We start from the raw sequence: 24,637 nt of genomic DNA, 5'->3' as shown, positions 1-24,637 counted from the left end.
CATCGTCCTCCACCTCCGCTGAAGATCCCCAGGACACGCCCTAGTCGTGCGAGAGGTCGACGAATCGGCTGTAGTGCAGCTGGTGCGCGACGGTGATCGTCGCCGTCGGCCCGGCGCGGTGCTTCGCGATGATCAGGTCCGCTTCACCGGCGCGCGGGTCGTCCCGCTCCCAGGCGTCGGGTCGGTTGACCAGGATGACGAGGTCGGCGTCCTGCTCCAGCGAACCGGACTCACGAAGGTCGGACAGCATCGGGCGTTTGTCGGTCCGCTGCTCGGGACCACGGTTCAGCTGGCTGATCGCGATCACCGGGACCTCGATCTCCTTTGCCAGCAGTTTCATCTGCCGCGAGAACTCCGAGACCTCCTGCTGCCGCGACTCGACGCGCTTGCCCGAGGTCATCAGCTGGAGATAGTCGAGGACGACGAGCTTGAGGTCGTTGCGCTGCTTGAGCCGCCGGGCCTTCGCGCGGATCTCCATCATCGTCATGTTCGGCGAGTCGTCGACGAACAGCGGCGCCTCGGAGACTTCGCTCATCCGGCGCGCGAGCCGTGTCCAGTCGTCGTCGGACATCTTGCCACCGCGCATATCCGCCAGCCGGATCCGGGCCTCGGCCGAGAGCATGCGCATGACGATCTCGGTCCTGCTCATTTCCAGCGAGAAGATGACGCTGGTCAGACCGTGTTTGATGGACGCGGAACGGGCGAAATCCAGACCCAGCGTCGATTTCCCGACACCGGGGCGGGCGGCGACGATGATCATCTGCCCTGGGTGCAGGCCGTTCGTCAGATCGTCGAAGTCGGCGAATCCGGTCGGGATGCCCTGCGACTGCCCGCCGCGTGACGCGATCGCGTCGATCTCGTCCATGGTCGGCTGGAGCAGCTCCTCCAGCGCGACGTAGTCCTCGCTGGTGCGCCGCTCGGTGACGTCGTAGATCGCGGCCTGTGCGCGGTCGACGACCTCGTCGATGTTCGCGCCGTCGGCCGCGGCCGCGCCGTAGCCGTACTGCACGATCCGCGTGCCCGCCTCGACCAGGCGCCGCAGCACCGCCTTCTCGGAGACGATCTCCGCGTAGTACCCGGCGTTCGCCGCCGTCGGCACCGTCGCGATCAGGGTGTGCAGATACGGGGCGCCGCCGACGCGGCCGAGTTCGCCGCGGCGTTCCAGTTCGGCGGAGACGGTGATCGGGTCGGCGGGCTCGCCTCGCCCGTAAAGGTCGAGGATGACGTCGTAGATCGCCTGGTGCGCGGGCCGGTAGAAGTCGTCGGGCCCGAGGGCTTCGATGACGTCGGCGACGGCGTCCTTCGACAGCAGCATGCCGCCGAGCACGGACTGCTCGGCCGCGATGTCCTGCGGCGGCTGGCGGTCGTACTCACCACCACGCGGACCGGGATCGCCGGGACCCGGGTCGGACTCCGCGTACATCGGATTGCGGTCGTCGGTCAGCGCCACCGCTGCTGCCACCTCCTCAAGCATCGAACACGCGTTCGATTATGCCAGATTTTCCCCGGTCGGTCCGCCTGTGCCCACCGGTCGCCCTCCCTCGGCTCCCGGTGCTCCCCTCGGCCGGAAGAACGCCACTGTGCGTACCGGCCAATCGGGCACGGTAGGCCCCCCGAAAGGACCAGCGCAATTTCGCCTGGGGACCGCCCTGTGGACAACCTGGGGATGACTGCGGGCATCCCTTCACAGGTGGCCCATAGCCTGTGTACAACTTGTGGGCAACGGCGGGATGGTTTGACAAAAGTGCTGGCCAGGGGCTGTGTACACACTGTGGAGAACTTTTCTCAAATCCGTGCGGCGTGTCGGGCGAAACACGTCGGTCGGCGTGTCGCACGGCGGCGCACAGCGATGCCCTGTGGATGAATGCCACGGAGGGCGGAGGGGTGGCCCGCTGGGCTGAACGGTGTGGAATTCAGGACGCGAACAACCTGCCCTGTGCGCTCCGTAGTCGTTCTCCGAGAACCTGCTGGTCGGCGGGTGTGAAGGCGATCCTCGGCTCGCCACTCCCCGGTATCTCTTCGGTCAGCCACCGGCCCTCGGACGTATCGATGTAGTTCACCGGGCGTTCGATCCGCTGCCGCGCACCGCTCCGGCCGCGGGCGGCGACGTACAGGCTGCCGCTGCCCATTCGGCGTAGCGCGAGGATACGGCGAAGCTCGTCGGCCTCCTGGCTGCCGGCGCTCTGCCGTCCGCTGCGAAGCACCTCGAAACCCTCGTCCTGCGCTGTCGACGACGAGCGCGGGGCCTCGACCTGGCTCTTCGGGACGGCGACCGGCCGACCGCGTCCCGGCGCGAGCTTCGGGATCTGGTCGAGGAACTCGGTCAGCAGTTCTTCGGGCCGCACCGAGGCGAGCGCGACACCGTCGTGCTCACTGTGGCGGGCGAGGACGAAACCCTCGCCGCCGGCACTGCCCGCGAGCAGGGTGTAGCTCAGCGCCTTGCCCTCGAACCCGCCGTCGACCCAGCCGTAGTACTCCAGGCTCGGCCTGGCGATCGCTTCGAGCGTCGCCTTGAATCCCGGGTGCAGACCTCGCGCGCCGAAGAGGCCCTGGCTCACCAGCTCCTTGTTGGTCCGCTCGTCCTCGGTCCGCTGCGCGTCCTCGTCGTACCAGGTCGGCGTTTCCGACAGGATCGTGTGCGGCTCGCCGCCCCGGCGGTGGATCAGCGTGATGAGGGTGCCGGTCGTGATCGTGACCTGCTTGTCCAGCACCGGAACTGCCCCCTAGTCGTTCTTGTTCGTCCAACCCGGAACAAGACAAGCCGGGCGCGGCCCCAATCTTGGCACGCGCCCGGCTCGCTCGTGACGACTACTCGCCGATCACCGGCGGTGCGGTGAGTTCGTCGGTCCCGAAGATGTCGTTGGGGTCGTCGCCGACGAGGTACTTGGCGCTGCGCTCCTCGTCCTCGCCACCCTTCCCCTTGGCGCCACCGGCACCCATACCGCCCATGCCGCCCATCATGCCGCCGGCGGCACCACGACCCGCTCCGGCACCGCCCGCTCCGGCGCCACCGGCGCCCATGCCGCCCATCCCGGCCGCGCCACCGGGGATGGCCGCGCCACTCGCGCTGCCCGGCCCGCCAGGACCGAAACCACCGGGGCCGAAGCCGCCGTCCGGGCCGAAACCGCCCGCGCCGGGGATGTCGGTGCCGCCGAAGCCACCGCCACCGCCGCCGCCACCAGGGCCGAAGCCACCGGCGCCGGGGATCTTCGGCGGGGTGAAACCGGACGCGTTCGTCCCGTCGTCCCAGGACGGCGGCTTGTAGTTGCTGCCGGGGATGTTCGGGTTGTACTGCCCGCCCGGCAGATTCGATCCGGGAAGGTTCGACCCCGGGATGGTGCTGCCGGGCAGGTTCGATCCGGGAAGGTTGGAGCCGGGCAGGTTCGACCCCGGCGTACCGATGCCGGGCAGGTTCGACCCGGGAACGCTCGGCATGCCGCCGGGCGGCATCGAACCGGGCGGCATCGAACCGGGCGGCGTCGAGATGCCGCCGGGCGGCATGCCGTTGTGCCCGTTCCGGTCACCCTGGCCGGTGTCGTTCCCGTTGCCGTCCTTGTCCTTGCCGCCGCTGCCGCCGTTGACGTCGACGTTCGTGTTCTGCCCCTCCATCTTGGAGTAGGTGGGCAGCTTCTTGCCGTTCTCGGAACTGGCCTTGAAGTACTCGTTGAACGCGTCGACGTTCGCTTGACCCCGCTGGTTGTAGTCCCGGATCGCGCGGTCGGTGTCGGTCGTCCACGGCGTGATGGAGTTGAGCAGGTTGTTCTTCGGCGGATCCTTCGGGACCTGCTGCACCTTCGCCTTCACCGTGGTGAACGCGGTGTTCTGCTCGCCGAGGTACTTGTCGGAGTCCGTCAGCTTCTTGCCGGAGTCCTCCATCCACGTCCGCAGCGGATGCGCGCCGGACTCCTGCGCGGCTTCGGCGCTCTTACCGGTCCAGGCGGCGTCCATCTCTTTCGACAGGTTGTCGATGGTGGTCAGCCTGTCCTGGTAACCGGCCTTGAGCCGGGTCGCCGCGGCCTGGCCCTCGGAGATCGACCCGGTACCCGGGCCGGTGACGATCTTCTCCCAGATGTTGTAGCAGTCGATCTTGCGATCGCCACCCGACGCTTCGAAGTCGCCGGATTTCGTGGTCGCCATGTTGTAGGCCGAGTACCCGGCGATGATCGGCAGCAGGAACACGCGTCAGCCCTCCTTCAACGTCTGGATCATCGCTTCCCCCACCTTGAGCGCGACAGGACACGGATCGCTCGCGCCGGGCCCGTTGTCGTACTGCACCAGGATGTTCACGGCCAGCTGGTCGGTCACGCCGACGAAGAGGCCGCATTTGCCGCTCTTGCGGCCGTCGAGCGCCGCGGCGTAGACCGCCGGGTACCCGGCGACCTCGGTCGGCTCGAAGTACTCGTCGTTGGCCTTCGTGTCGTAGACGTCGCTGAGGCCGTTCTTGTTCGCGAGCACCGGGCTGATCTCGATCTGGTTCAGCCGGTCGTCCGCGGCGAAGATCGAACAGCCGGGTCCGACGCTCGTGGTCCGCTGTTCGCCTTCGCCGAGGCCGAGCTCGGACCGCTTCGCCGCCGAGAGCGCGGAGCACGCGTCACTCTCGATCGAGGAGGTTTTTAACGGGCTCGGCACCTTGGGCGCGGAGCCGGAGGATCCGCTCGACGCGCTCGGGGAACCGGCCCCTGTCGTGTAGGACGGCTCCGAGGACGCCGTGCCGCTCTTGGTGCCGGAACAGCCCGCGACCAGCGCGGCGGCGGCGAAAACGAGTACGAGGGAACGTCGCATCACACGGCCTTGTGCTTGTTGAGCGAAGCCTGCGTCTCGGCCTCGTTCGTGGCGATCTTCTGCTTCGCCGCGGTCAGCTGGTCGATGTAGTTCTTGACGTAGTCCTGCATCTTCTGGTTCTGCTCCAGGAACGCCTTGCCCGAGGGGTTGGCCAGCTTCTCCCAGTCGCCGCTCGCGAACTCCTTGCCGGGCGCCTTGACGTTGGCCATCAGGTTCGCGTCGGCGAAGTCCTTCTTGAGCTCGACCTGGAGGTCGGTCCACTTCTTGATGATGCCGTCGATCTTGTCCTTGTCGAAGGTGAACCCGCCGCCACCCCCGCCCGACGCCGACGACGGCTTGTCCGGGTTGGCCGGCGCGGACACCGTGACCTTCTCCTGCCGGTTCTGCTCGGCGTTGCTGTCGTAAGCCATAGCTCCCAGATCCCCTTTTGAGGCCCCGTGCCTCGACGTCGAGTCAATCCTAAGACGTGACCCGCCCGAGTGGGGTTCCGATGACAAGCACGGAAAGCAAAAGGCGGGACCTCTCCGCGATGGAGAAGTCCCGCCCTGTGCCGAAGCGGTGTTACTTGGCCTTGACCTCGAGCCGCACGTCGACGCGGACGTCGGGGTGCAGACGGGCGCCGACCGAGTGCTTGCCCACGGTCTTGATGTGGTCCTTCAGCTCGATGACGCGCTTGTCGAGCAGCGGGCCGCCGGCGGCCTTGATCGCGTCCACGATCTCGGCGGTGGTGATCGAACCGAAGAGCTTCTTCGAGCCCTCGGCCGCCTTGCCGGACAGCTGGATGGCGCCGAGGCCCTCCAGGGTCGCCTTGATCTCCTTGGCGTGGTCGAGGTCGCGGATGCGACGGCTCTCCTGCGCCCGCTTGATCGTGCGCACGTTCTTCTCCGCACCCTTGGAGGCCACGATCGCGTAGCCGCGGGGGAGCAGGTAGTTGCGCGCGTAACCGTCCTTGACCTCGACGATGTCGCCGGGTCCACCGAGGTTGGAGACGTCGGTGGTGAGAATGATCTTCGCCATTGACGTGCCTCCTTAGCGCGCGGTCGAGGTGTAGGGCAGCAGCGCCATTTCGCGGGAGTTCTTGACCGCGATGGCGATGTCACGCTGGTGCTGGCTGCAGTTGCCGGTCACCCGGCGGGCACGGATCTTGCCGCGGTCGGAGATGTACTTCCGCAGCAGGTTGGTGTCCTTGTAGTCGATGTTCTCCGGGCGGCCCTTCTTCTCGGCCTTGCAGAAAACGCAGACCTTCTTCTTGGGCTTGCGGATGGGTGGCTTGGCCACGGTTTTACTCCTGGATTCCTACGTAGTGGTTGTCTCGAGGCGTCTCGCGGAGCTTTCGCCCGCGGTGGACGCACCTGGTGCGACTGTCGATCAGAAGGGCGGCTCGTCGGAGAAGCCACCGCCGCCGCCACCACTGGCGGCCGGGGCGGAACCCCACGGGTCGTCGGCGGGCGGGCCGGACTGGCCACCGCCGCCGCCTCCACCGAAGCCGCCGCCTCCACCGCCACCGGTGCCACGGCTGACCTTGTTCACCTTGGCGGTGGCGTAGCGCAGCGACGGGCCGATCTCATCGACCTCGAGCTCGACGACAGTGCGCTTCTCGCCTTCCTTGGTCTCGAAAGACCGCTGCTTGAGGCGCCCCTGCACGACGACTCGCGCGCCGCGCGTCAGCGACTCGGCGACGTTCTCGGCCGCCTGGCGCCAGATGTTGCAGCGCAGGAACAGGGCCTCGCCGTCCTTCCACTCACCGGACTGCTTGTCCAGCGTGCGCGGGGTGGACGCGACCGTGAAGTTCGCGACCGCCGCACCGGAAGGGGTGAAGCGAAGCTCCGGGTCGGACGTGAGGTTGCCGATCACCGTGATGACGGTGTCTCCAGCCATCGGGAAGTCCTTCGGGCTCAGGCCTTGGCGGCGGCGGTCGCGGCGCTCTTGATCTCGCGGCGCATGACCTTGGTGCGGAGCACGGTCTCCTGGAGGGAGAGCTGACGGTCCAGCTCCTTGACCGCTTCCGACGTCGAGTTCAGGTCGAGGAGCGCGTAGATGCCCTCGGCGTGCTTCTTGATCTCGTACGACAGACGGCGGCGGCCCCAGACGTCGACCTTCTCCACGCTTCCGCCCGAAGTGCGGATCACGTTGAGGAAGTTGTCCAGGGTCGGGGCGACCGTACGCTCATCGAGCGTGGGGTCCAGGATGACCATTACCTCGTAATGGCGTGACACAACCACTCACCTCCTATGGGCTCGCGGCCACGGACTGTCCGTGGCAGGAGGGTTTGTCCAGGTAAGCGTACCCGGCGGCGTTCGAAGGTCTCGCCTCAGGTCAGGAGACGCGGCGCAGCACCCAGGTGCGGACCAGCGCGGCGGTCACCCCGGCGAGTACGAGCACCGCGAGCAGCATCGGCAGCTGGACGTCGCCGCCGGGCATGCCGTCGGTGGCGAGCGCCTCGGCGTTGCCCGTGTTGCGGACGTCGCTGCCCTGGTCCTGAGCGCCGGGGACGCCGTACTGCGAGCCACCCTCGCCGGGGAGCGGGCTGTTGGCCGGGTAGCGCACGCCCGGCGCCACCGCGACACCCGGCTGCGCGACCGGCAGGTTGCCGTAGTCGCGAGGCGGGGCGTAGCCGGTGCCGTTGCTGCTGCCGGGCAGCAGGTTCGTGCCCCCCGCCGGGGCGCCGTTCGCGGCGCCGCCCGTGCCGCCCTGCTGCGGGGCCGTGGTGCCCGGAGCAGGCAGCGCGGGGGCGACGTAGTTCGTCGCGACCGTCGTCAGGCCACAGCTGCCGGCGACCTTGTGCTCGATGCTGGTCAGCGTCTTTTCCGGGTTGAGGCCGAGGCCCCAGGACTTGGTCTCCCTGACCGCCCGCTTGACGGCCGCGCCGATGGCCTTGCCGTCGACCGAGCCGCCCGCGGCGTTCGGGACCGTGCCGAGGTCGATCTTGTTGACCTTGGCGATGTCGTTCGCGGCGACGTCGTAGAGCGCCAGCGTGCCCGCTTCCTTCGCGCCCGCTCGCACCAGTTCCTTGACCGAAGTACCGGTGATCGCGACGGTGTCGCCCATCCCGCCGTTCACGGTGCCGCTGCACGCGTTCGCCAGCGTGGTCGCCGCCGAGGCGGTGCCCGAGGTCAGGAAGGCGCCACCGGTGACCAACGCCGCGAGTGCGGTGACGGTGAACGCGTTGCGGGTGGTCTGCCAGATGGTGGTCTTCCGCACGAGCGCGATCCTCCGGGTCGGTGGGGGCATGAGGCAGTGCATCAGGTTTTCACCGGAGAAAACACTGCCGACGGGGATAACGAGGGAGTGATCCGAAAGATACTAGGCGGTAGGCCTAACTTGTAGCGGCCATTCGGCGGAGGACCCAGGTGCGTACCAGGCCCGCACTGACTCCGGAAAGTAGCAAAACGGCGATCAGCAGCGGAAGTTTCCCGTCCTGAGTGAATCCGTCGCTCACGTTCGGTAGCGCCTCGGCCTGCCCCGCGTTCTGGACGTCCGGGTTACCGGTCTGGTTTTCGGTCGTGACGCCGAACTGCGGCGCGTAACCCGGGATCTGACCGCCGTAGCGCAGTCCGGGCGAGGGGCTGAAGAGACCGGCCATCGCCATCGGGATGGAGCTGTAGTCGCGCATCGGGGCGTAACCCGTGCTGACGCCCAACGGCAGGCCGCCGAAGTTCGGGGTGAAGGTGCCGGGCAGCAGCGGGCTGTTCGCCGCCGGGATGCCGGGGCCGGTCGCCGGGTTGCCGCCCTGCGCCGGGGCGCCGGGGCCGCCTGTCTGCGGGCCGCCCGTGCCGGGAGCGGGTTTTTGTGGTTGAGGCTGGGTGCCGGGGGCGGGCTTGCCGCCGCCGGTCAGCGCCTGGGTGGTGCCGGTGACGGCGCCGTTCACCGCTTCCGCGGCGGGTTCGCCGATGACCGGGACCGGCGCGACCACGGCGTTCACCACGGTCACCGTCACCTTGCAGACCGTGCCGAGCAGCGCGTTGATCGTGCCCGTGAGCACTCCCGAAACCGGACCGGCGTGGCCGAGGTCCAGCGGGATGCCGAGCAACGGCGTCTTCCCGAGGATCCGGTCGCCGGGTTTCGCGGTCACCGATCCGCCGCAGGCGGCGGTCTTGGTCTCGGCGGCGGCGGCCGTGCCCGGCATGGCGAGGGCGGCCGAGCCCGCGAGAATGAAGGCCGAGGCACCCAGGGCGGTCGCCCTCCGTGTCCGTTCGCGCATGCCTTCGACTCCTCCGTCGTCGGGTTCACCTACCAGCACAACGACGCCAAGGGCGACGAGTAACGCCCGCTCACTCGAAGAAGTCAGGCATTCGAGTGGAAGCGGGCGTCACCGAGGGTGAAATCAGGCGGGCTTGCCCCGCAGCCAGGCGCGGACCAGCGCCGCGGCGACGACGGCCAACGCCAGCACCGCGAGCAGCAGCGGCAGCTTGGCCGGGGCGACCGGGGCCTGGATGGCCTGCGCGGTGCCGGTGTCCTTCTCGTCGACGGTCGGCGGCGGCACCTCGCCGGGGATGGTCTCGATGATCACCGGCGCCTGCACGAAGTCGCCGGGAAGCAACGCCGCGTTGCTGATGACGCCGGCGATCGAGTCGCCGCCGATACCGGTGGAGGAGCCAGGACCGGATTCGATCGGAAGTTCGCTACCCGGTCCGCCGGGCTGTCCCGGCATGGGGGGCTCGGGCCGTGGCGGTTTCGGACCGGGGTCCGGGGGCTCGGGCGTGGGTGGCTCGGGAGTGGGCGGCTCGGGCTTGGGTGGCTCGGGCTTGGGTGGCTCGGGCTTGGGTGGCTCGGGAAGTTCCGGCAGCGGGAGTTCCTCGGCGACACCCTGGGTCAGGTTGCCGACCGCGTTCACCGCGCTCTGCACGGGCGGGCAGATCCCCTTGGCCACGAGGTCGCCGATCGCGTTGTCCGTGAGGCCTGTCGTCTTGACGAGGTCACCGACCGGCAGTGAAAGCAGCGGTTTCCGGCCTTCGGCGGTCTTGGCCTTCGAGTCCAGCCCGACGGTCAATGCCTCGGGCGAGTTGAGCGGTGCACCCGCGTCGAGAACGAGGCCGTTGGCCGACGACCCGTTTCGCAGCGTCGCGGCGCATTCGCCGGAGAGGGTCGGATTCGGTTTCTCGGCGGCCATCGCGACCGTCGGGAACGCGAGTCCGGCCGAAACCGAAAGTGCGAAACCCAATGCCGTGATCCGCCCGGCAGTCTTCCCCATCGAACTCGTCCTCCGCCCCTTAGACCCACGCGGTTTAACGGAACGCGCTCACGCTACCCCACGAGCGTGACGACCTGGGCCGCGCCGGGGAGAAATCCTCGGTAGTGGCTCCGCCTTCCTCCCCGCCACCGCCCTCAACGGAGGAGCTTCGCTCCGCGTAGATTCTCCCAACATGAAAATCGGTGCCCATGTCCGCGACGACGACCCGCTGTCCGCGGTCGCCGAACGCGACGCCGAGGTCCTCCAGTTCTTCCTTTCCGACCCGCAGGGCTGGAAAGCTCCCAAACCCCACCCACACGGCGAAGCGATCAAAGAATCGCCGGTCGAGGTGTTCGTCCATTCGCCGTACTTGATCAATGTGGCGTCGATGAACAACCGCATCCGCATCCCCTCGCGGAAGAACGTCACGCAGCACGCGAACGGCGCGGCCGAGATCGGTGCGAAAGGGCTCGTCGTGCACGGCGGCCACGTCGGCTCTTCGGAAGACGTCGAAGAAGGCCTTGTCAACTGGCGCAAGCTTTTCGAGCGCGAACAGGAGAAGGGCGGCTTCGCCGTTCCCATCCTGATCGAAAACACCGCGGGCGGCGACAACGCGATGACCCGCGACATCGACACGATCGCCCGGCTCTGGGACAAGGTCGGCGAATTCGGCGCGGGCTTCTGTTTCGACACCTGTCACGCGTACGCGGCGGGCTGGGACTTGACCGAGGCGGTCAAGAAGGTCAAGGCCATCACCGGCCGGATCGACCTGGTGCACCTCAACAACTCGCGCGACGAGTTCGGTTCCACCCGCGACCGGCACGCCAACGTCGTCGGCGGCGACGGCACGATCGACCCCGAGGTGCTGGCCGCGGTCGCCGCCGAGGCGGGCGCCCCCGTGATCGTCGAGACCCCGGCCGACGGCCAGGCCGCCGACATCGCCTTCGTCCGGGAACGCGTCGCCTCCACTTGACGCTCTCCCGCAAGTAGTCCTCTGGTTGCGCTCAACCCCGCAACTAGAGGACTACTTGCTTGGGCCTGGAGCCTGGTCGCGTTCAGCCCGCTAAACGCGACGCGCCTCCCGTGAGGCGCTCGGCCATCTGGATCGCGGAGTAGCCGTGCGGTGGGGTGGTGCCCCGCGCGCAGGGCACTCAGGCGGGAGTTCCTTCCCTCTCCAGCGGGAGGACCGGGCGCGCGCGGGGCGGAAGGCTCCTTTCCACCAGGACGTTCCTGGAACTGGAGGGAAAGCCATGAACATCAAGTCGAAGATCGCCACGGTCGCCGTGTTCGCCGCCGTGGCGGGAACACTGGGGGCGGCACAGGCGAGCGCGGCGCCGGAGCGGGGCTCGGTCGTCGTGGGATCGGCGGGCGGACCGCTGACGTTCCCGGGCTACGACAACGACCCGGTCCGCTTCGATTTCGCCGCGTTCGGCGAACCCGGCAAGTCCTCGGGCCGGTTCCACGTGAATCACTTGACCAAGGACGGGAAACTCGTCGCCGACTTCGACGGCCGGGTCGATTGTGTGGCCCGCGCCGGCGACCTCGCCATCCTGACCGGCGTGATCGAACGCGCCGACATCCCCGGTCTCCCGGTGAACGTCGTCGGCCGCCGGGTCGGCTTCTCGGTGCAGGACGAGTCGCGCGGCCACGATCGGATCGGCTGGAGCTGGGCTTACGGCGGAATCGAGCACGACGTCCTGCCGTGCACCGGCCCGGTGCCGTTCTTCCGGACGAGCACCGGCGGCTACACCGTCCGCTGAATCGGCTTGACCCTCACGCCACGGGAGGGTCGAACCTGAACCGCATGAAGAAGCGCACCGTGTACCGGGCGGAGGACGGCGAGCACGTCGGTTACGTCGTCCCTTCGCCGGAAACTCGTTGGCAGGCACTGACCGTTTTCGGCTACCCGCTCGGTGGGCCTGCCGCCTTCGACGACTCCGTGGCGTTACTGGAGGCGGAAGGCCTGGCCATTCTCGCCGAGCGCTGGTCGGTCAAGTACGGCGAAGACTGGCTGGCCTGCCGTCTGGTCGAGACCTCGCCCGACGAGGTCGTCGTCCGGATCGACGATTTCGGCGCCGAGGACTTCGGCAGGCACGTCAAGCTGGAACGTCCTGGACCCGAGGTGCTGAAGCGCGCTTGACGTCCGGCGCGCCGTCGAGGAAACCTCCGACGGGATCGTCGTCCCCGGCGAGGCGGACGGGGTCTGTGCGCGGCTGGTAGATGTCGCGGATCACCAGCGCGCACAGGCCGAGCACCGCGAGGTCGCGGACGACGACGGTGCCGAGGAACCAGTCCTCCGGCAGGCCTTTGTTGTCGACGCCGAGGTAGTACATCATCCGCGGCGCCCACACCAGCGCGTCGACGAGCATCCAGCCGAGCAGCAGCCGCCAGCGCGGGATCGCGAGCACCGCCAGCGGCACCAACCACAGCGAGTACTGCGGGCTCCACACCTTGTTGGTCAGCAGGAACGCGGCCACCACGAGGAAGGCCAGTTGGCCGAGCCGCGGACGGCGCGGTGCCTTCAGCGCGACGTACCCGATGCCGGCGCAAGCGGCGAGGAACAGCACCGCGACGACGGCGTTGAGCACGATCGGCGTCTCGCCCGCGGCGAGCTTCCCGTCGAAACCGGCCCAGCCGGAAAGGTGCGAGACCACGTTGTAGAGCGAGTCCGGGTCCATCGGGCGCGCCGTGTTGAGCCGGAAGAACTCCCACCAGCCGGTCGGCGCGGCGAGCGCGAACGGGACGTTGACGACCACGAACGTCGCCGCGGCGAGTCCGGCGGTGAGCGCCCAGTGCTTGACCTTCCCCGCACGCAGGCACAGGAAGAACAGGGGGATGAGCAGGAGCAGCGGATACAGCTTCGCCGCCGCGCCGAGGCCGAGCAGGAATCCCGCGACTTCGGGCCGCCGCCGGGCCCAGGCCAGCAGTGCGGTCGCGGTGAACGCGGTCGCGATGGCGTCGAAGTTGGTGAAGGCGTGCACCAGCACCAGCGGCGAGATCGCCACCAGTGCGGCGTCCCACGGACGGCGTTTCAGCGATCGGCCGGTCGCCCACACGGTGACGAGCCAGGCCAGCGCGAGCCAGAGCGCCGAGATGTTGAAGTAGATGGCGACCGGGAGCGCGCTGGGCAGCCAGCCCGCTTTCGCGACCGAAACCCACGCTTCGGTGAGCTTCGCGTTGATCCACTGGAACAACCCGGTCGCGACCGGGTACTCCATGTACCGCGTGGTCTCCTTCGCCGTTCCCTCGTCCTCGATCCACGAAGTCACGTACGGGAAGGTCTCCGGATCGTTCAGCCGCTCGGAACTGTAGAGCGGGATGATGTCCGAGTAGCACATCGCGACGAAGGGACGGCCCGCCCGCCAGTCGAGCTGATGGGTCCCGGAGTCGTCGGTGTACTCCTGGATGCAGGACGCCTTGCCGAACCACGAGAGCAGCAGCGCGAGGCAGGCCAGCAGCAGACCGACCCGCTGCGGCGACCAGAACCAGTGCCGTCCCACGGCCGCGTGTTCGCCGAGCGGGCCGCCGATCGGCCGGGTGGCCGCGGCCACGAGCGGTTCGTTCCAGCTCGGGATGACCCGCTCGCCGGGGGTGAGGGAGAGCGGGGCCTCGGGCTGGGTCGTCTGGTCGGACACGTGGCGGATGTTAGCGCCTGTCCGGGCGACCGCCGGTGATATCGCCGCTGTCGTAGAACCCGGCCAGCACTTCGGCCGCCGCGCCGAACGCGACGACGTCGTCGCCCATCTCGTCCAGATCGACCTGGATCCGTTGCCAGTGCGGCAAAGGCAGCAGTTCCCGCAGCCGCGCGGCGACCGTGTCGCGATAGATCTCCGGCTCGGCGCGGACCGAGCGCCCGGTCAGCACGACACGTTCGAGGTCGAGCACCTGGACGAGGTCGGCGAGCCCGATCCCCAGCAGGCCCGCCGCCTCCTCCGTGGTCGCCGCCGCGTTGTGCAGCACTTCGACGCAGCCGCGGCGCCCGCACGCGCAGCGCGGCCCGTCGAAGGCGAGCGTCGTATGCCCGAACTCGCCCGCGTTGGTGCGCGGCCCGCGGTACAGCCCGCCGTCGATCAGCAGGCCGACGCCGATCCCGGTGCCGACGAGCACGACGGCGGTCGCGGCCTGGTCGCCGTCGGCCCAGTGCTGGGCGAAGGCGGCGGCGTTGGTGTTCTTGTCGAGCCGCACGGGCAGGCCGGTGCGCTTCGCGAGCAGGTCGCGCAGGGGGACGTGGTGCCAGCCCGGCATGTTCGTGGCGTCGCGGACCAGCCCCTCGCGGTGGTCGAGCGGTCCGACGGCGCCGACGCCGAGGCCGAGTACGCGTTTGCGCTCGACACCGTCGAGTAGCGCTTCGGCCGCTTCGGCGAGGGCGGAAACGGCCTGGTCAGGAGTGAACCCCGGGGACAGCGGGCCGCCCCGCGACGCGATGACCTTCCCGGTCAGGTCGGTCCTGAGCACCCGGAAGGAGTCCCGGTCGAGCTGGGCGCCGAGCGCGTACCGCGCGTCCGCGCGAACGCGCAGCAGCGTGCGCGGCTTGCCGACACCGGACGCGGGCTGGCGTTCCTCGTCCAGCAGGCCGGCTTCGAGCAGTTCGGGGACGATCTTCGAGACGGCCTGCTGCGTGAGCCGGGTGCGTTCGGCGAGTTCGACGCGGCTCAGGCCGCCCGCGCGCAGGATGTGCGTGAGCAGCAGCGTTCGGTTGTGCTGGCGCAGGCCGCGCAGATTGACCCCGGTCTCCGGCATGGCGCGCATCCTGCCACGACTGGCTGATTACGCAACACTGTTGTTTAATGAAGTCATGGCTGACTTGCGAGTGGGGATCTTCGGATACGGCATCGGCGCGCGCGTCTTCCACGCCCCGCTGATCAGCGCGACGCCGGGGCTGACCCCGGCCGCCATCGTCACCTCGAACCCCGGCCGGGTCGGGCAGGCAGGCGCCGACTATCCGGCCGCCGACGTGCTGCCGGACGCGGACGCGTTGTTCGCGAAGGCGGACGAACTCGATCTGGTCGTGGTCAGCACGCCGAACCGCACGCACGTCCCGCTCGCGCTTCGGGCGATCGAAGCCGGGCTGCCCGTCGTTGTCGACAAGCCCTTCGCGCCGACGGCGGCCGAAGCGGCGAAGGTCGTCGAGGCCGCGAAGGCCAAAGGCGTCGGGCTGACGGTGTTCCAGAACCGCAGGTTCGACTCGGACTTCCTGACCGTCCGCAAACTCATCGACGCGGGCCGTCTCGGCGACGTCTTCCGCTTCGAGTCGCGCTACGACCGCTGGGTCCCGGAGCCGCGGGACAACTGGCGCGAATTCGGCGACCCCGCCGAGGCGGGCGGACTGCTCTACGACCTCGGCGCGCACATCGTCGACCAGGCGCTCCAGCTGTTCGGCCCGGTCGCCGAGGTCTACGCGGAGGTCGACAAACGCCGTGCCGGGGTGTCGGTCGACGACGACGTCTTCGTCGCGCTCCACCACACCAACGGCGTGCGCTCGCACCTGTGGGCGTCCGCGCTCGCGGGGACCCGGAACCCGCGGTTCCGCGTACTCGGCGACAAGGCGACGTTCACCAAGTACGGCCTCGACGTCCAGGAGCCGCAGATCAAGGACGGGCTGCGGCCCGGCGATCCCGGCTGGGCGGTGGAACCGCCGTCGGACGCCGGACGGCTCGGCGTGAACGACGACGTCGAGGTCGTGCCCACCGAGGTCGGGCGCTACGAGGACTTCTACGCGCAGGTGCGCGACGCGCTGCTCGGCGAAGGCGAGTTCCCGGTCGATCCCGCCTCAGCCGTCGAGGCGCTCCGGGTCATCGAAGCCGCTCACCTTTCCGGTGCCGAACGGCGCGTCGTCACCCTCTAGCTAGCCGTCGTCGCCTCGTCCGCCACCGCGGCCGGGACCGCCGCCGCCTTCTTCGCCGTTGTTCTCACTGGACGACGGGGGATTCCGCGAACTGGACGGCGGGTTCTCCTCGTTCCGCGAGGACGACGGACCGGTCGACGGGCCGGTCGACGGCGTCCCGGTCTCACCACCGGGGTCCTCGTTCTCTTCGGGCGGGGTCTGCGTCGACGGAACGTTGCTGTTGTTGTCGCCCCCGCCGATGATCTTGACCTGGTCGAAGCGCTCCCCCGGCTTCCCGTTCAGGTACAGCGAGAGGAACTTCTGCCAGATCGGCCCGGCGATCGTCGAACCGAAGATCGCCTTGCCGTTCTTGCCCTTCAACGCCTTGTCGCCGTCGCCGCCGACCCACACCGCGGTCGAGATCGACGGCGTGTAGCCGACCATCCAGGTCTGCGAGTTGGAGTCCTTCGCCGACGCGGGCTCGCCCTGCCGGTAGGTGTGCTGCTGGGTTCCGGTCTTGCCCGCGCACTCGTGGTTGTTGGGGCACTTGAGCTTCGAGAACGGGATGACACCCTTGAGCGACTCGGTGACGTTGCCCGCGATCTGCTTGCTCTTGTCGGAGTTGTCGGAGAAGGCGGGCTTCGCCTCTTCCGGAGCCGAGTACGCGGCCTCGTCCTGCGAGTTGGTCACCTTGGCGACGAAGTGCTTCGTTCGCCGCTGGCCATCGGCCGCGAAGGTCGCGTACGCGGCGGCCATGTCCTCAGGGCTTACCGCCGTCTTTCCACCGCCGAGCGCGATGTTGTTGTCGGCGTACAGTTCTGAGGCGCCTTCGGGAGCGGGCACGACCCCGGCGTCCTTGGCGGCCTGTGCCACCGGCCCGGGCTTGGTCACGTTCACGACCATGTCGTAGAACACCGTGTTCGCCGACCGCTGCATCGCCTCGGACACCGTGCACTGCGCCGAACACGAGCTGCCGGGGCCGGCGTTCCGGATCGTCTGCTTCCCGAACTGCCGGTTGTTGGACCCGTCGAACGTGGAGTTGATGCCGCCCTTGCCCATCTGCAGGTACGCGGTGAGGTCGAACGGCTTCATCGACGACCCGGGGTTCTGCGGCGTGTTCGCCCAGTCCCGGCCCTTTTGGTCCTGGCCGTCGGGTCCCTTCACGATGGACGGGCCACCGTAGTACGCCTTCACCCCGCCGGTCTTGGGGTCGATCGCGACGAGCGCGTTGAGCAGGTTCTCGTCGGTCTGGCCCTTCATCCCGTCGGCGACCGCCTGCTCGGCCGCGGCCTGCGCCTTCGGGTCGATGGTCGTGTAGATCTTGTAGCCGCCCGTGTAATAGATGTCGCCGGTGATGCCGTTCGCGGCCAGTTCGTCCTTGACCTTGTCGCGGATGAACGGATTGACCACCCCGGCCTGCTCCTTGTCGGTCTGCGGGATCGGCGTCGGGAATTGCAGGTTCGCGCGGTCCGCGGCGGAGATGAACTTGTTCTCCACCATGCGGTTCAGCGCGACGGTCCAGCGTTCGTTCGCGACCTTCGGGTTCTCCGAGCGGCCCGGCTGCTGGATGAGACCCGCGAGCAGCGCCGCCTCGGACGCGTTCAGTTCGCCGGCGGGCTTGCCGAAGAACGCCTGCGCGGCCGATTCGATCCCGTACGCGCCACGGCCGTAGTAGATGATGTTCAGGTACGCCGAGATGATGTCCTTCTTCTCGTACGTCTGGTTCATCTTGAAGGATTTGGCGAGTTCGGTCCATTTACGGGTGAGCGACGATTCGTCGTCCCCGCTGGCGACCTTGATGTACTGCTGGGAGATGGTCGAACCACCGCCCTTGCCCGCGGTCACCTGGTTGTAGACCGCGCGCAGGATGCCACCGATGTCGAAGCCGGAGTTCGTCTCGAAGGAGGCGTCCTCGGTGGCGATGACGGCCTTCTTGACGATGTCCGGGATCTGCTCCGGCGTCAGGATCTGCCGGTTGCCACCCTTGGGCACGTCCTTGCCCATCTCGGTGTTGTCGGCGTAGTAGTAGGTCACCGCCTGGCCCTGCGTGGCCGCGACGGCCTGCGGCGACGGGACGTCGACGGCGAAGTAGGTGATCACGAACGCGATCGCCGGGAGCACGAAGAAGAGGCAGAACAGCGCGAGCAGCACTCGCCGGATCCGTCTCCACCGGCGCTTCTTGCGCTGCGCCGGGGTGAGGATCGGTTTCCCGTCCTCGCCGGGCTCCTGGACGTACTGGTCGTCTTCGTAAGGCTCTTCGTACCGGTGCTCGGTGCCGTTGTGCTCGTGATGCGTGATGAGGTCCGGCTCGTGCTGCGGAGCGACCCGCGGTCGCTGTGGACGCTGCGGTGGCTGCTGAGGTGGTTGCTGAGGCGCGCCCTGCCGCTGCCACGGCGCCTGACCCGGGCCCTGAGGGCCGGGCGGTCGCTGACCGTGGCCCGGCGGCGGTCCCCCGGCGGGACGGCGGGGTGGTCCGGCCGGGCGTTGCGGACGACGGGCGGGGTCAGGGTCCTGACCTGGCCATCCGCCGTGGGGATCGTCGTTCACTTTGACGTCCTCCGAACCTTTCGTGGGTGAGCGCGGTCCTGCGGTCGCAGGTCTCCTTCTAGTTAAGACGTATCGGATCGGTTCAGGTTCACCGGTGTGACGAAAGAAGGTGTGCCGGGCCACTGCCCAGCACACCTTCTTCAGTCGCTTCGCCCGTTCATCACGGATCTTCGGCGTTCGGGAACAACGGATCCGAAGTACCCGGCCCCGGCCTGGTCGGCTTCGTGGGCATGGTCGGTTTCGTCGGCCAGCCACCGGTTTCCGTCGGCTTGGTCGGCTCGGTGGGAGTCGTCGGTGTCGGCGTGGTCGACGGTGTCTCGGGCGGCGGCGTCGTCGTCTCCGGCGGCTTCTGGACCGTCGTCGCCGGCGGCACGTAGCGCGCGTCCTTGCCGATCGGCTTGACGCTGTCGAACTTCTCCGAAGGCTTGCCGGTCAGATACCGGGACATGAAGTCTTCCCAGATCGGGCCCGCGATGGTCCGGCCGTAGATCGGCTTGCCGCTCTTGTCGTGCAGCGGCTTGTTGCCGTCGCCACCGACCCACACCGACGTCGAGATGCTCGGCGTGTAGCCCACCATCCAGGTCTGCGCGTTGCGGTCGCGGAAGTTCGCCGGGTCGCTGTCCTTGAAGTCGTACTGCTGCGTCCCGGTCTTGCCCGCGCATTCCTGACCCTTGGGGCACTTCAGTTTCGAGTACGGGATGACCTCTTCGAGCGCGTCCGTGACGTTGCCGGCGATCTGCTTGCTCTTGTCGGCGTCGTCACTGAAGGCGGGAGTGCCCTTGGGGGTCGTCTCGTCGAAGTCGACCTCGTCCTGGGAGTTGGTCAGCTTGGCGACGAAGTGCTGCTTCTGCCGGACGCCTTCACCGGCGAACGTGGCGAACCCGGCCGCCATGTCCTCCGCCGTGGTCACCGTGCGGCCACCGCCGAGCGCGATGTTGAGGTCGGGGTAGAGAACCGACTTGCCGCCCTCGTCCTCGGTCTTCACACCGGCTTCCTTCGCGGCCTTCGCCACCGGGTCGACCTTGGTCTTGTTGATCACCATGTCGTAGAACACGGTGTTCGCGGAGACCTTCATCGCCTCGGCGACCGTGCACTGGGAGCCGCAGTTGGAACTCTCGCCGGCGTTCCGGATCGTGCGGTAAGTGCCGTTTCCGACCTCGAACTTCCGGTTGTTGGAACCGTCGAAGGTCTCGCCGAGGCCCTTGCCCATCTTGAGGAACGCGGCGAGGTCGAAGGCCTTGAACGCGGAGCCCGGGTTGTGCGGGACGTTCGCCCAGTCATGGGCCTGGACGTCCTGGCCCTGATCGTTCTTCGTCCAGTCCGGGCCGCCCCAGTAGGCGACCACGCCACCCGTTTTGGGATCGACCGCGACCAGCGCGTTCAGGATGCTCTCGTCGGTCTGGCCCTTCATCCCCTCGGCGACGGACTCCTCGGCCATCTTCTGCGCCTTGGGGTCGATCGTCGTGGTGACCTTGAAACCGCCTTGGTGCAGCCGGTCCTGGTCGTAGCCGCGGGCTTCGAGTTCGTCGATCACCCGGTTCCGGATGTGCAGGCTCAGCGTCCCGGCGTCGTCGGCCTTCGCCTGCGCCTTCGGGATCGGCTTCGGGAACTCGGCGGTGGCGCGCTGACCCGGGTCCAGCCACTTGTTCGCCACCATCTGGTCCATCACGAAGTTCCAGCGCCTCTGCGCGTACGCGTCGTTCTCGGACTTGCTCGGGCCCTGGATCAGGCCGGCGAGCAAGGCGGCCTCGGACGCGCCGAGCTCCTTGGCTGGCTTCTTGAAGTAGGCCTGCGCGGCCGCTTCGATGCCGTTCGCGCCGCGGCCGAAGTAGATGGTGTTGAGGTAGGCGGTGATGATCTCCTCTTTGGACATCTGGTTGTTCATCTTGAAGGATTTGGCCAGCTCGGTCCATTTACGGGTGAGCGTCGGAGCCTCGTTGGCCGTGGCCTTCTTGATGTACTGCTGGGAGATCGTCGAACCGCCGCCCTGGCCGCCGGTGACGTTGTTGTAGACCGCGCGCAGAATGCCGCCGACGTCGAACCCGGAGTTGGTTTCGAACGACGAGTCCTCGGCCGCGTACACGGCCTTCTTGACCGCGTCCGGGACATCGCCCGGCTTCAGCAGGTACCGGCTGCCGCCGCTGGCGGGCGCGATCTTGCCCATCGGGCTGCCGTCGGCGTACATCAGCGTGATCGGCTGGCTCTGCTGGTTCGCGATGCTTTCCTGCGACGGGACGTCCACCAGGAAGTAGGTGACGACGAACGCGATCGCCGGCACCACGACGAACAGGCCGAACATCGCGTAGAGCACCCGGCGGACGATGCGCCAGCGCCGCTTCTTGCGCTGCTTCGGGGTGAGGACCTTTTTCTTGTCACCGTCTTCGTCGTCGGCGGGCTCTTCGTCGTACTGGTCGTCGCCCTCGGCTCCGAGCGCCGCGCTTTCGTGACGATCGTCATAGCGATCGTCGTACGGGTCGTAGCCGTACGGGTCTTCGGTGCCGTTGTGCGCGTGATGCGTGATGAGGTCCGGCTCGCGCTCGTACGGATCCGGTTCGACCGGGCGGACCAGCGCGGTCGCCTGAGCGGTGGCCGCGGGAGGACGCCGGTTGCCGGACGCGGGCGGCGGCGGGCGGTGCCCGACGGCGCCCTGCTGGGAACGCTGGGTACCGGCACCGACGGGGCGGCCACCGGGCGGCGGGGGCCCCTGCCTGCGCGGGGGCACGCCGTTGGGACGGCGCGGCGGCGCGGGACGGCGGGGTTCGTCGTCGGACGGCCACTCCGGACCGCCACCGTCACCGTCGGGCCACTGGGGGCCCGCCGAGCGTGGGGCGGCCGAGCGGGGAGCGCCGTTCGGGGGTGTCCGGCGCTGGGGGCGGCGCGGGGGTTCCTCGCCCGGCCAGCCGGGATCGTCGGCTTCGCCCGGCCATTGGGCACGGCGAGGTGCATCAGGCTCCTGACCCGGCCAGGAGCGGTTGCGGTCGTCGTTCACGAATGGGCCTCCCAGACCGGCGCTTCGGGGGACGCCGCTCTGTGGTCAACTGCGATTTCGATACCTGTCACTGACCCGCTGTCCTTTGTGACCGGGTCCGTGGCCTGGTGGTTCCAGGGTCTCCCGTTCCGAGGACGTAGGACCGCACCAGGTGGTTCCAGTGACAGCTCCGGCAGACCTCGACCTCGTAGACGGTGAACTCCGCGAAGAGCCCGTCCATCCGCACCAGTTCGTCCGGCGTCTTGGCGGATCCGGCGACGTGCTTGAGTTCGTCGCCGTAGACCCAGGACACCAGGGTCAGTTCCTCCCGGTGACAGACCGGGCAGTCCTGCTCACCAGGTCGTCCGTGGAATTTCGCGGCCCGCAGGAGGTACGGACCCGCGTCGCAGACGTCGTATGTGCCGACCCGTCCGGAGTGGACGCCCTTGAGCAGCGCGCGCCGCTGTAAGGCGTAGTCCACGACCTGCCGCTGGTTTCGCACGCCAACAGAGTACGGGCTCTTGCTGTGTGGTCCACGTCCCGTTCTCGGCGGAACGGTGCGTGCACAGTCGGACACGCCGAAAATTCGATAACTCTCCGGTGAATTTCGTCCGGTTCTCCGGTAACACGATCGGGGTTAGCTACACCACTCAGATGTATCGGCGCGATATAGTGGGCCGGTAGGTTGACCGAGCCGGTCTCGGTGGCCAACGTGATCGGTCGCGGTTTGTTCCCGGAAGGGGGTGCGGTGTGCTCGAGCTCGCGATCTTGGGCCTGCTGCACGAGACCCCCATGCATGGTTACGTGCTGCGCAAACGTTTGCATGAGACGCTCGGGATGTTCCGGACGTTCTCGTACGGTTCGCTGTACCCGACCCTGCGTCGGCTGCTCCGCGCCGGTTACCTCGTCGAGGAGCTCGAAGAGGTGGAAGACCGGGCTTGGGCACGCCGCGGCAAGCGGGTGTACAAGCTCACCGCCGAGGGCAAGGAACGGTTCGCCGAACTGCTCGGCGACGCGGGCCCGCAGACATGGGACGACGAAGGCTTCGGCGTCCACCTGGCGTTCTTCTCGAGGACACCGGCCGACGTCAGGATGCGAATCCTGGAAGGCCGTCGTCGCCGGGTCGAGGAACGCCGAGAAGGACTTCGGACGGCAATGGCGCGGGCCGAGGAGAAGATCGACCGCTACACCCGCGAGCTGCACCGGCTCGGGCTGGAGTCCAGCGAGCGGGAGGTGCGCTGGCTCAACGAGCTGATCGCGCACGAACAGGCCGAGCAGCGTGGACCGGAGACCTGAGGCGCTCTCCGTGCCCGCTGGGCACTACCTACAACTGTTGGACGAATTGAAGGAGAAACCGGCATGGGCGAGAACCGCCGCGTTCGGGTGGCCATCGTGGGCGTCGGCAACTGTGCGGCCTCGTTGGTCCAGGGCGTTCAGTACTACAGTGACGCAGATCCCAGCACCCGCGTGCCCGGTTTGATGCACGTCGAGTTCGGCGAGTACCACGTCCGCGACATCGAGTTCGTCGCCGCGTTCGACGTGGACGCCAAGAAGGTCAGCCGCGATCTGTCCGAGGCGATCTTCGCCAGCGAGAACAACACCATCAAGATCGCCGACGTGCCGCCGCTGGGCGTCACCGTGCAGCGCGGTCACACCTACGACGGGCTCGGCCGCTTCTACCGCGAGACCATCGAGGAGTCGGACGAGTCCCCGGTCGACGTCGTCGCCGCACTGCGCGAGGCCGAGGTCGACGTGCTCGTCTCCTACCTCCCGGTGGGCTCCGAAGAGGCCGACAAGTTCTACGCGCAGGCGTGCATCGACGCTCGCGTGGCGTTCGTCAACGCGCTGCCGGTGTTCATCGCCTCCGACCCCGAGTGGGCGGAGAAGTTCCGCGCGGCGGGCGTCCCGATCGTCGGTGACGACATCAAGTCCCAGGTCGGCGCCACCATCACGCACCGCGTGCTGGCGAAGCTGTTCGAGGACCGCGGTGTCCAGCTCGACCGGACCATGCAGCTCAACGTGGGCGGGAACATGGACTTCCTGAACATGAAGGAGCTGGAGCGGCTCGAGTCGAAGAAGATCTCGAAGACCCAGTCGGTCACTTCGCAGGTCGACCGCGAGCTCGGCAAGGGCAACGTCCACATCGGACCGTCGGACTACGTGCAGTGGCTCGACGACCGCAAGTGGGCCTACGTCCGGCTCGAGGGCCGCGCCTTCGGCGACGTGCCGCTGAACCTGGAGTACAAGCTCGAGGTGTGGGACTCGCCGAACTCGGCCGGCATCATCATCGACGCCGTGCGCGCCGCGAAGATCGCGAAGGACCGCGGCATCGGCGGCCCGATCCTCTCGGCCTCTTCGTACTTCATGAAGTCGCCGCCGGAGCAGTACGACGACGCCACCGCGCGCGACGAGGTGGAGAAGTTCATCGCCGGCGAGGCGTAAGCCTCCCGTAGCTGTGAAGGCCGCCGAAGTACCTGAAGGCCCCCTTCCTTGCGCCTAGCGCAAGGAAGGGGGCCTTCATGTACTTCGAGCGAGCGAGAGGCGGCAGCCCTGAGACGGCTGAGGAGGGTTGTGAAGGCGTTCCCCACCTTGAGAGCAGGGCCCTGACAAAGTCGAAGTCTCGACCGAGCTAGTCTCCCTTCGGCGCCTGAAGAGCCGCCGGAAGCTCCGTGATCTTCGAGACCACCGTCGTCTGCGCCAGCACCGAAGGATCCGGCGGGAAGTGCGGATTCGGCACCGCGTACACCGTCATCCCCGCGGCCAGCGCCGCGCGCAGCCCGTTCGTCGTGTCCTCCACGGCCGCGCAGTTCTTCGGCTCCACGCCCAGCAGTTCGGCCGCCCGCAAGTACACATCAGGCGCTGGTTTTCCAGCGCCGACCTGCTCCGAGGACACCGCCGTCGGCACCGGAAGCCGCGTGATGTCCAGGAACGCCTTGATCAGCAGCGGCGGCGACGAACTCGCGATCGCCACCGGCCAGTGCTTCGCGACCTCGCGTACGACGTCCGGCCCGCCGGGGATGATCGGCGGCTTCTCCGCGTACCGCCGCGCCATCCGCTCGATCACCACCTGCGCGACATCCGCCGGGCGGAGCTGAACGCCCAGGTCGTGCGCCAGGTAGGCGGCCCATTCCGGGGTGCTCATCCCCTGCATCGCCCTGGTCGACTCGTCGCGCCAGGTGCCGTGGAACTCGTGGGCGACCGCCCGCCGGACCTCGTCCCACATCTTTTCCGAATCAACCAGGACACCGTCGAGATCGAAGATCACCGCTTCCACACCCTCAACCCTAGGCCGAGGAGACCTGTGCGGCAGATTACTTAGCCAGGCTCAGTAATTTTAGTTAGCATG

The 24,637-nt window shown here is 68.2% G+C and carries 24 protein-coding genes; 6 read left to right on the top strand and 18 right to left on the bottom strand.

Annotated features, from left to right (window positions below):
* Positions 1 to 40: 40 nt before the first annotated feature.
* The 12 genes from dnaB to BS329_RS07025 all read right to left on the bottom strand — a co-directional run bounded on the left by dnaB (position 41) and on the right by BS329_RS07025 (position 9,973).
* Positions 41 to 1,450: a replicative DNA helicase gene (gene dnaB, locus BS329_RS07080; protein WP_007032313.1), complete on the bottom strand. Its 1,410-nt coding sequence runs from the start codon at positions 1,448 to 1,450 to the stop codon at positions 41 to 43.
* 463 nt (positions 1,451 to 1,913) lie between these two features.
* On the bottom strand, positions 1,914 to 2,711 hold the full coding sequence (locus tag BS329_RS07075; protein WP_076156753.1) for an ESX secretion-associated protein EspG: 798 nt from the start codon (positions 2,709 to 2,711) through the stop codon (positions 1,914 to 1,916).
* Between the two features lie 97 nt (positions 2,712 to 2,808).
* Positions 2,809 to 4,179, bottom strand: coding sequence for a PPE domain-containing protein (locus tag BS329_RS07070; protein ID WP_143252887.1), 1,371 nt, complete (start codon positions 4,177 to 4,179; stop codon positions 2,809 to 2,811).
* Between the two features lie 3 nt (positions 4,180 to 4,182).
* Positions 4,183 to 4,782 (bottom strand): DUF3558 domain-containing protein, encoded by a 600-nt coding sequence (locus BS329_RS07065; RefSeq protein ID WP_076156751.1) that lies wholly within the window; start codon positions 4,780 to 4,782, stop codon positions 4,183 to 4,185.
* Positions 4,782 to 5,192 carry a hypothetical protein gene (locus tag BS329_RS07060; RefSeq protein ID WP_076156749.1) on the bottom strand — a complete coding sequence of 137 codons (411 nt, stop codon included), beginning with the start codon at positions 5,190 to 5,192 and terminating at the stop codon, positions 4,782 to 4,784. Before BS329_RS07060 ends, BS329_RS07065 begins: the two co-directional genes overlap by 1 nt.
* A gap of 151 nt (positions 5,193 to 5,343) precedes the next feature.
* The gene (gene rplI, locus BS329_RS07055; RefSeq protein ID WP_076156746.1) at positions 5,344 to 5,799 is read right to left on the bottom strand and encodes a 50S ribosomal protein L9; all 456 of its coding nucleotides are present in this window, start codon (positions 5,797 to 5,799) and stop codon (positions 5,344 to 5,346) included.
* Positions 5,800 to 5,811: 12 nt separating this feature from the next.
* Positions 5,812 to 6,060, bottom strand: coding sequence for a 30S ribosomal protein S18 (rpsR, locus tag BS329_RS07050; protein ID WP_005168122.1), 249 nt, complete (start codon positions 6,058 to 6,060; stop codon positions 5,812 to 5,814).
* A gap of 90 nt (positions 6,061 to 6,150) precedes the next feature.
* On the bottom strand, positions 6,151 to 6,660 hold the full coding sequence (locus tag BS329_RS07045) for a single-stranded DNA-binding protein (RefSeq protein WP_076156744.1): 510 nt from the start codon (positions 6,658 to 6,660) through the stop codon (positions 6,151 to 6,153).
* A gap of 17 nt (positions 6,661 to 6,677) precedes the next feature.
* Positions 6,678 to 6,998: a 30S ribosomal protein S6 gene (gene rpsF / locus BS329_RS07040; protein ID WP_208619158.1), complete on the bottom strand. Its 321-nt coding sequence runs from the start codon at positions 6,996 to 6,998 to the stop codon at positions 6,678 to 6,680.
* 100 nt (positions 6,999 to 7,098) lie between these two features.
* Positions 7,099 to 7,983, bottom strand: coding sequence for a hypothetical protein (locus tag BS329_RS07035; protein WP_076156985.1), 885 nt, complete (start codon positions 7,981 to 7,983; stop codon positions 7,099 to 7,101).
* A gap of 115 nt (positions 7,984 to 8,098) precedes the next feature.
* Positions 8,099 to 8,983: a hypothetical protein gene (locus BS329_RS07030; RefSeq protein ID WP_076156740.1), complete on the bottom strand. Its 885-nt coding sequence runs from the start codon at positions 8,981 to 8,983 to the stop codon at positions 8,099 to 8,101.
* Positions 8,984 to 9,106: 123 nt separating this feature from the next.
* Positions 9,107 to 9,973 (bottom strand): hypothetical protein, encoded by an 867-nt coding sequence (locus BS329_RS07025; protein WP_076156737.1) that lies wholly within the window; start codon positions 9,971 to 9,973, stop codon positions 9,107 to 9,109.
* 172 nt (positions 9,974 to 10,145) lie between these two features.
* On the opposite strand from BS329_RS07025, the gene BS329_RS07020 reads away from it, so the two are divergent.
* The 3 genes from BS329_RS07020 (at position 10,146) to BS329_RS07010 (ending at position 12,092) form a co-directional block, all read left to right on the top strand.
* Positions 10,146 to 10,925 carry a deoxyribonuclease IV gene (locus BS329_RS07020; protein ID WP_076156735.1) on the top strand — a complete coding sequence of 260 codons (780 nt, stop codon included), beginning with the start codon at positions 10,146 to 10,148 and terminating at the stop codon, positions 10,923 to 10,925.
* Between the two features lie 277 nt (positions 10,926 to 11,202).
* Positions 11,203 to 11,712, top strand: a complete 510-nt coding sequence (locus tag BS329_RS07015; RefSeq protein ID WP_076156732.1) for a hypothetical protein — start codon at positions 11,203 to 11,205, stop codon at positions 11,710 to 11,712.
* Positions 11,713 to 11,756: 44 nt separating this feature from the next.
* Positions 11,757 to 12,092, top strand: coding sequence for a hypothetical protein (locus BS329_RS07010; protein WP_076156730.1), 336 nt, complete (start codon positions 11,757 to 11,759; stop codon positions 12,090 to 12,092).
* Here BS329_RS07010 and BS329_RS07005 read toward each other — a convergent pair.
* Complete coding sequence (locus BS329_RS07005; protein WP_076156727.1) at positions 12,049 to 13,587, bottom strand: glycosyltransferase family 87 protein; 1,539 nt, start codon at positions 13,585 to 13,587, stop codon at positions 12,049 to 12,051. The genes BS329_RS07010 and BS329_RS07005 overlap by 44 nt on opposite strands.
* Before the next feature lie 10 nt (positions 13,588 to 13,597).
* Complete coding sequence (locus tag BS329_RS07000) at positions 13,598 to 14,692, bottom strand: ROK family transcriptional regulator (RefSeq protein ID WP_076156724.1); 1,095 nt, start codon at positions 14,690 to 14,692, stop codon at positions 13,598 to 13,600.
* Positions 14,693 to 14,762: 70 nt separating this feature from the next.
* Between BS329_RS07000 and BS329_RS06995 the strand changes: the two genes are divergently transcribed.
* On the top strand, positions 14,763 to 15,797 hold the full coding sequence (locus tag BS329_RS06995; RefSeq protein WP_076156722.1) for a Gfo/Idh/MocA family oxidoreductase: 1,035 nt from the start codon (positions 14,763 to 14,765) through the stop codon (positions 15,795 to 15,797).
* Here BS329_RS06995 and BS329_RS06990 read toward each other — a convergent pair whose 3' ends face one another.
* From BS329_RS06990 to BS329_RS06980, 3 genes are all read right to left on the bottom strand, one after another.
* Positions 15,798 to 18,323, bottom strand: coding sequence for a transglycosylase domain-containing protein (locus tag BS329_RS06990; RefSeq protein ID WP_076156719.1), 2,526 nt, complete (start codon positions 18,321 to 18,323; stop codon positions 15,798 to 15,800).
* A gap of 160 nt (positions 18,324 to 18,483) precedes the next feature.
* Positions 18,484 to 20,892 carry a transglycosylase domain-containing protein gene (locus BS329_RS06985; RefSeq protein WP_084749450.1) on the bottom strand — a complete coding sequence of 803 codons (2,409 nt, stop codon included), beginning with the start codon at positions 20,890 to 20,892 and terminating at the stop codon, positions 18,484 to 18,486.
* Positions 20,893 to 21,379: 487 nt separating this feature from the next.
* Positions 21,380 to 21,793 (bottom strand): DUF5318 domain-containing protein, encoded by a 414-nt coding sequence (locus tag BS329_RS06980; RefSeq protein WP_076156714.1) that lies wholly within the window; start codon positions 21,791 to 21,793, stop codon positions 21,380 to 21,382.
* Positions 21,794 to 22,041: 248 nt separating this feature from the next.
* Here BS329_RS06980 and BS329_RS06975 point away from each other — a divergent pair, with 248 nt between their 5' ends.
* Positions 22,042 to 22,587, top strand: a complete 546-nt coding sequence (locus tag BS329_RS06975; RefSeq protein ID WP_005168208.1) for a PadR family transcriptional regulator — start codon at positions 22,042 to 22,044, stop codon at positions 22,585 to 22,587.
* A 63-nt stretch (positions 22,588 to 22,650) separates the two neighbouring features.
* Entirely contained in the window at positions 22,651 to 23,733 is a 1,083-nt protein-coding gene (locus tag BS329_RS06970; RefSeq protein ID WP_076156711.1) for an inositol-3-phosphate synthase, read from the top strand.
* Between the two features lie 187 nt (positions 23,734 to 23,920).
* Here BS329_RS06970 and BS329_RS06965 read toward each other — a convergent pair whose 3' ends face one another.
* A complete protein-coding gene (locus tag BS329_RS06965; protein WP_076156708.1) occupies positions 23,921 to 24,565 on the bottom strand; it encodes an HAD family hydrolase in 645 nt (214 codons plus the stop codon).
* Positions 24,566 to 24,637 lie beyond the last annotated feature (72 nt).

This window comes from Amycolatopsis coloradensis, from assembly GCF_001953865.1.
Taxonomy (GTDB): domain Bacteria; phylum Actinomycetota; class Actinomycetes; order Mycobacteriales; family Pseudonocardiaceae; genus Amycolatopsis; species Amycolatopsis coloradensis.
The sequence above is the reverse complement of the archived record's forward strand: the minus strand, read 5'-3'. Positions and strand labels throughout refer to the sequence as shown.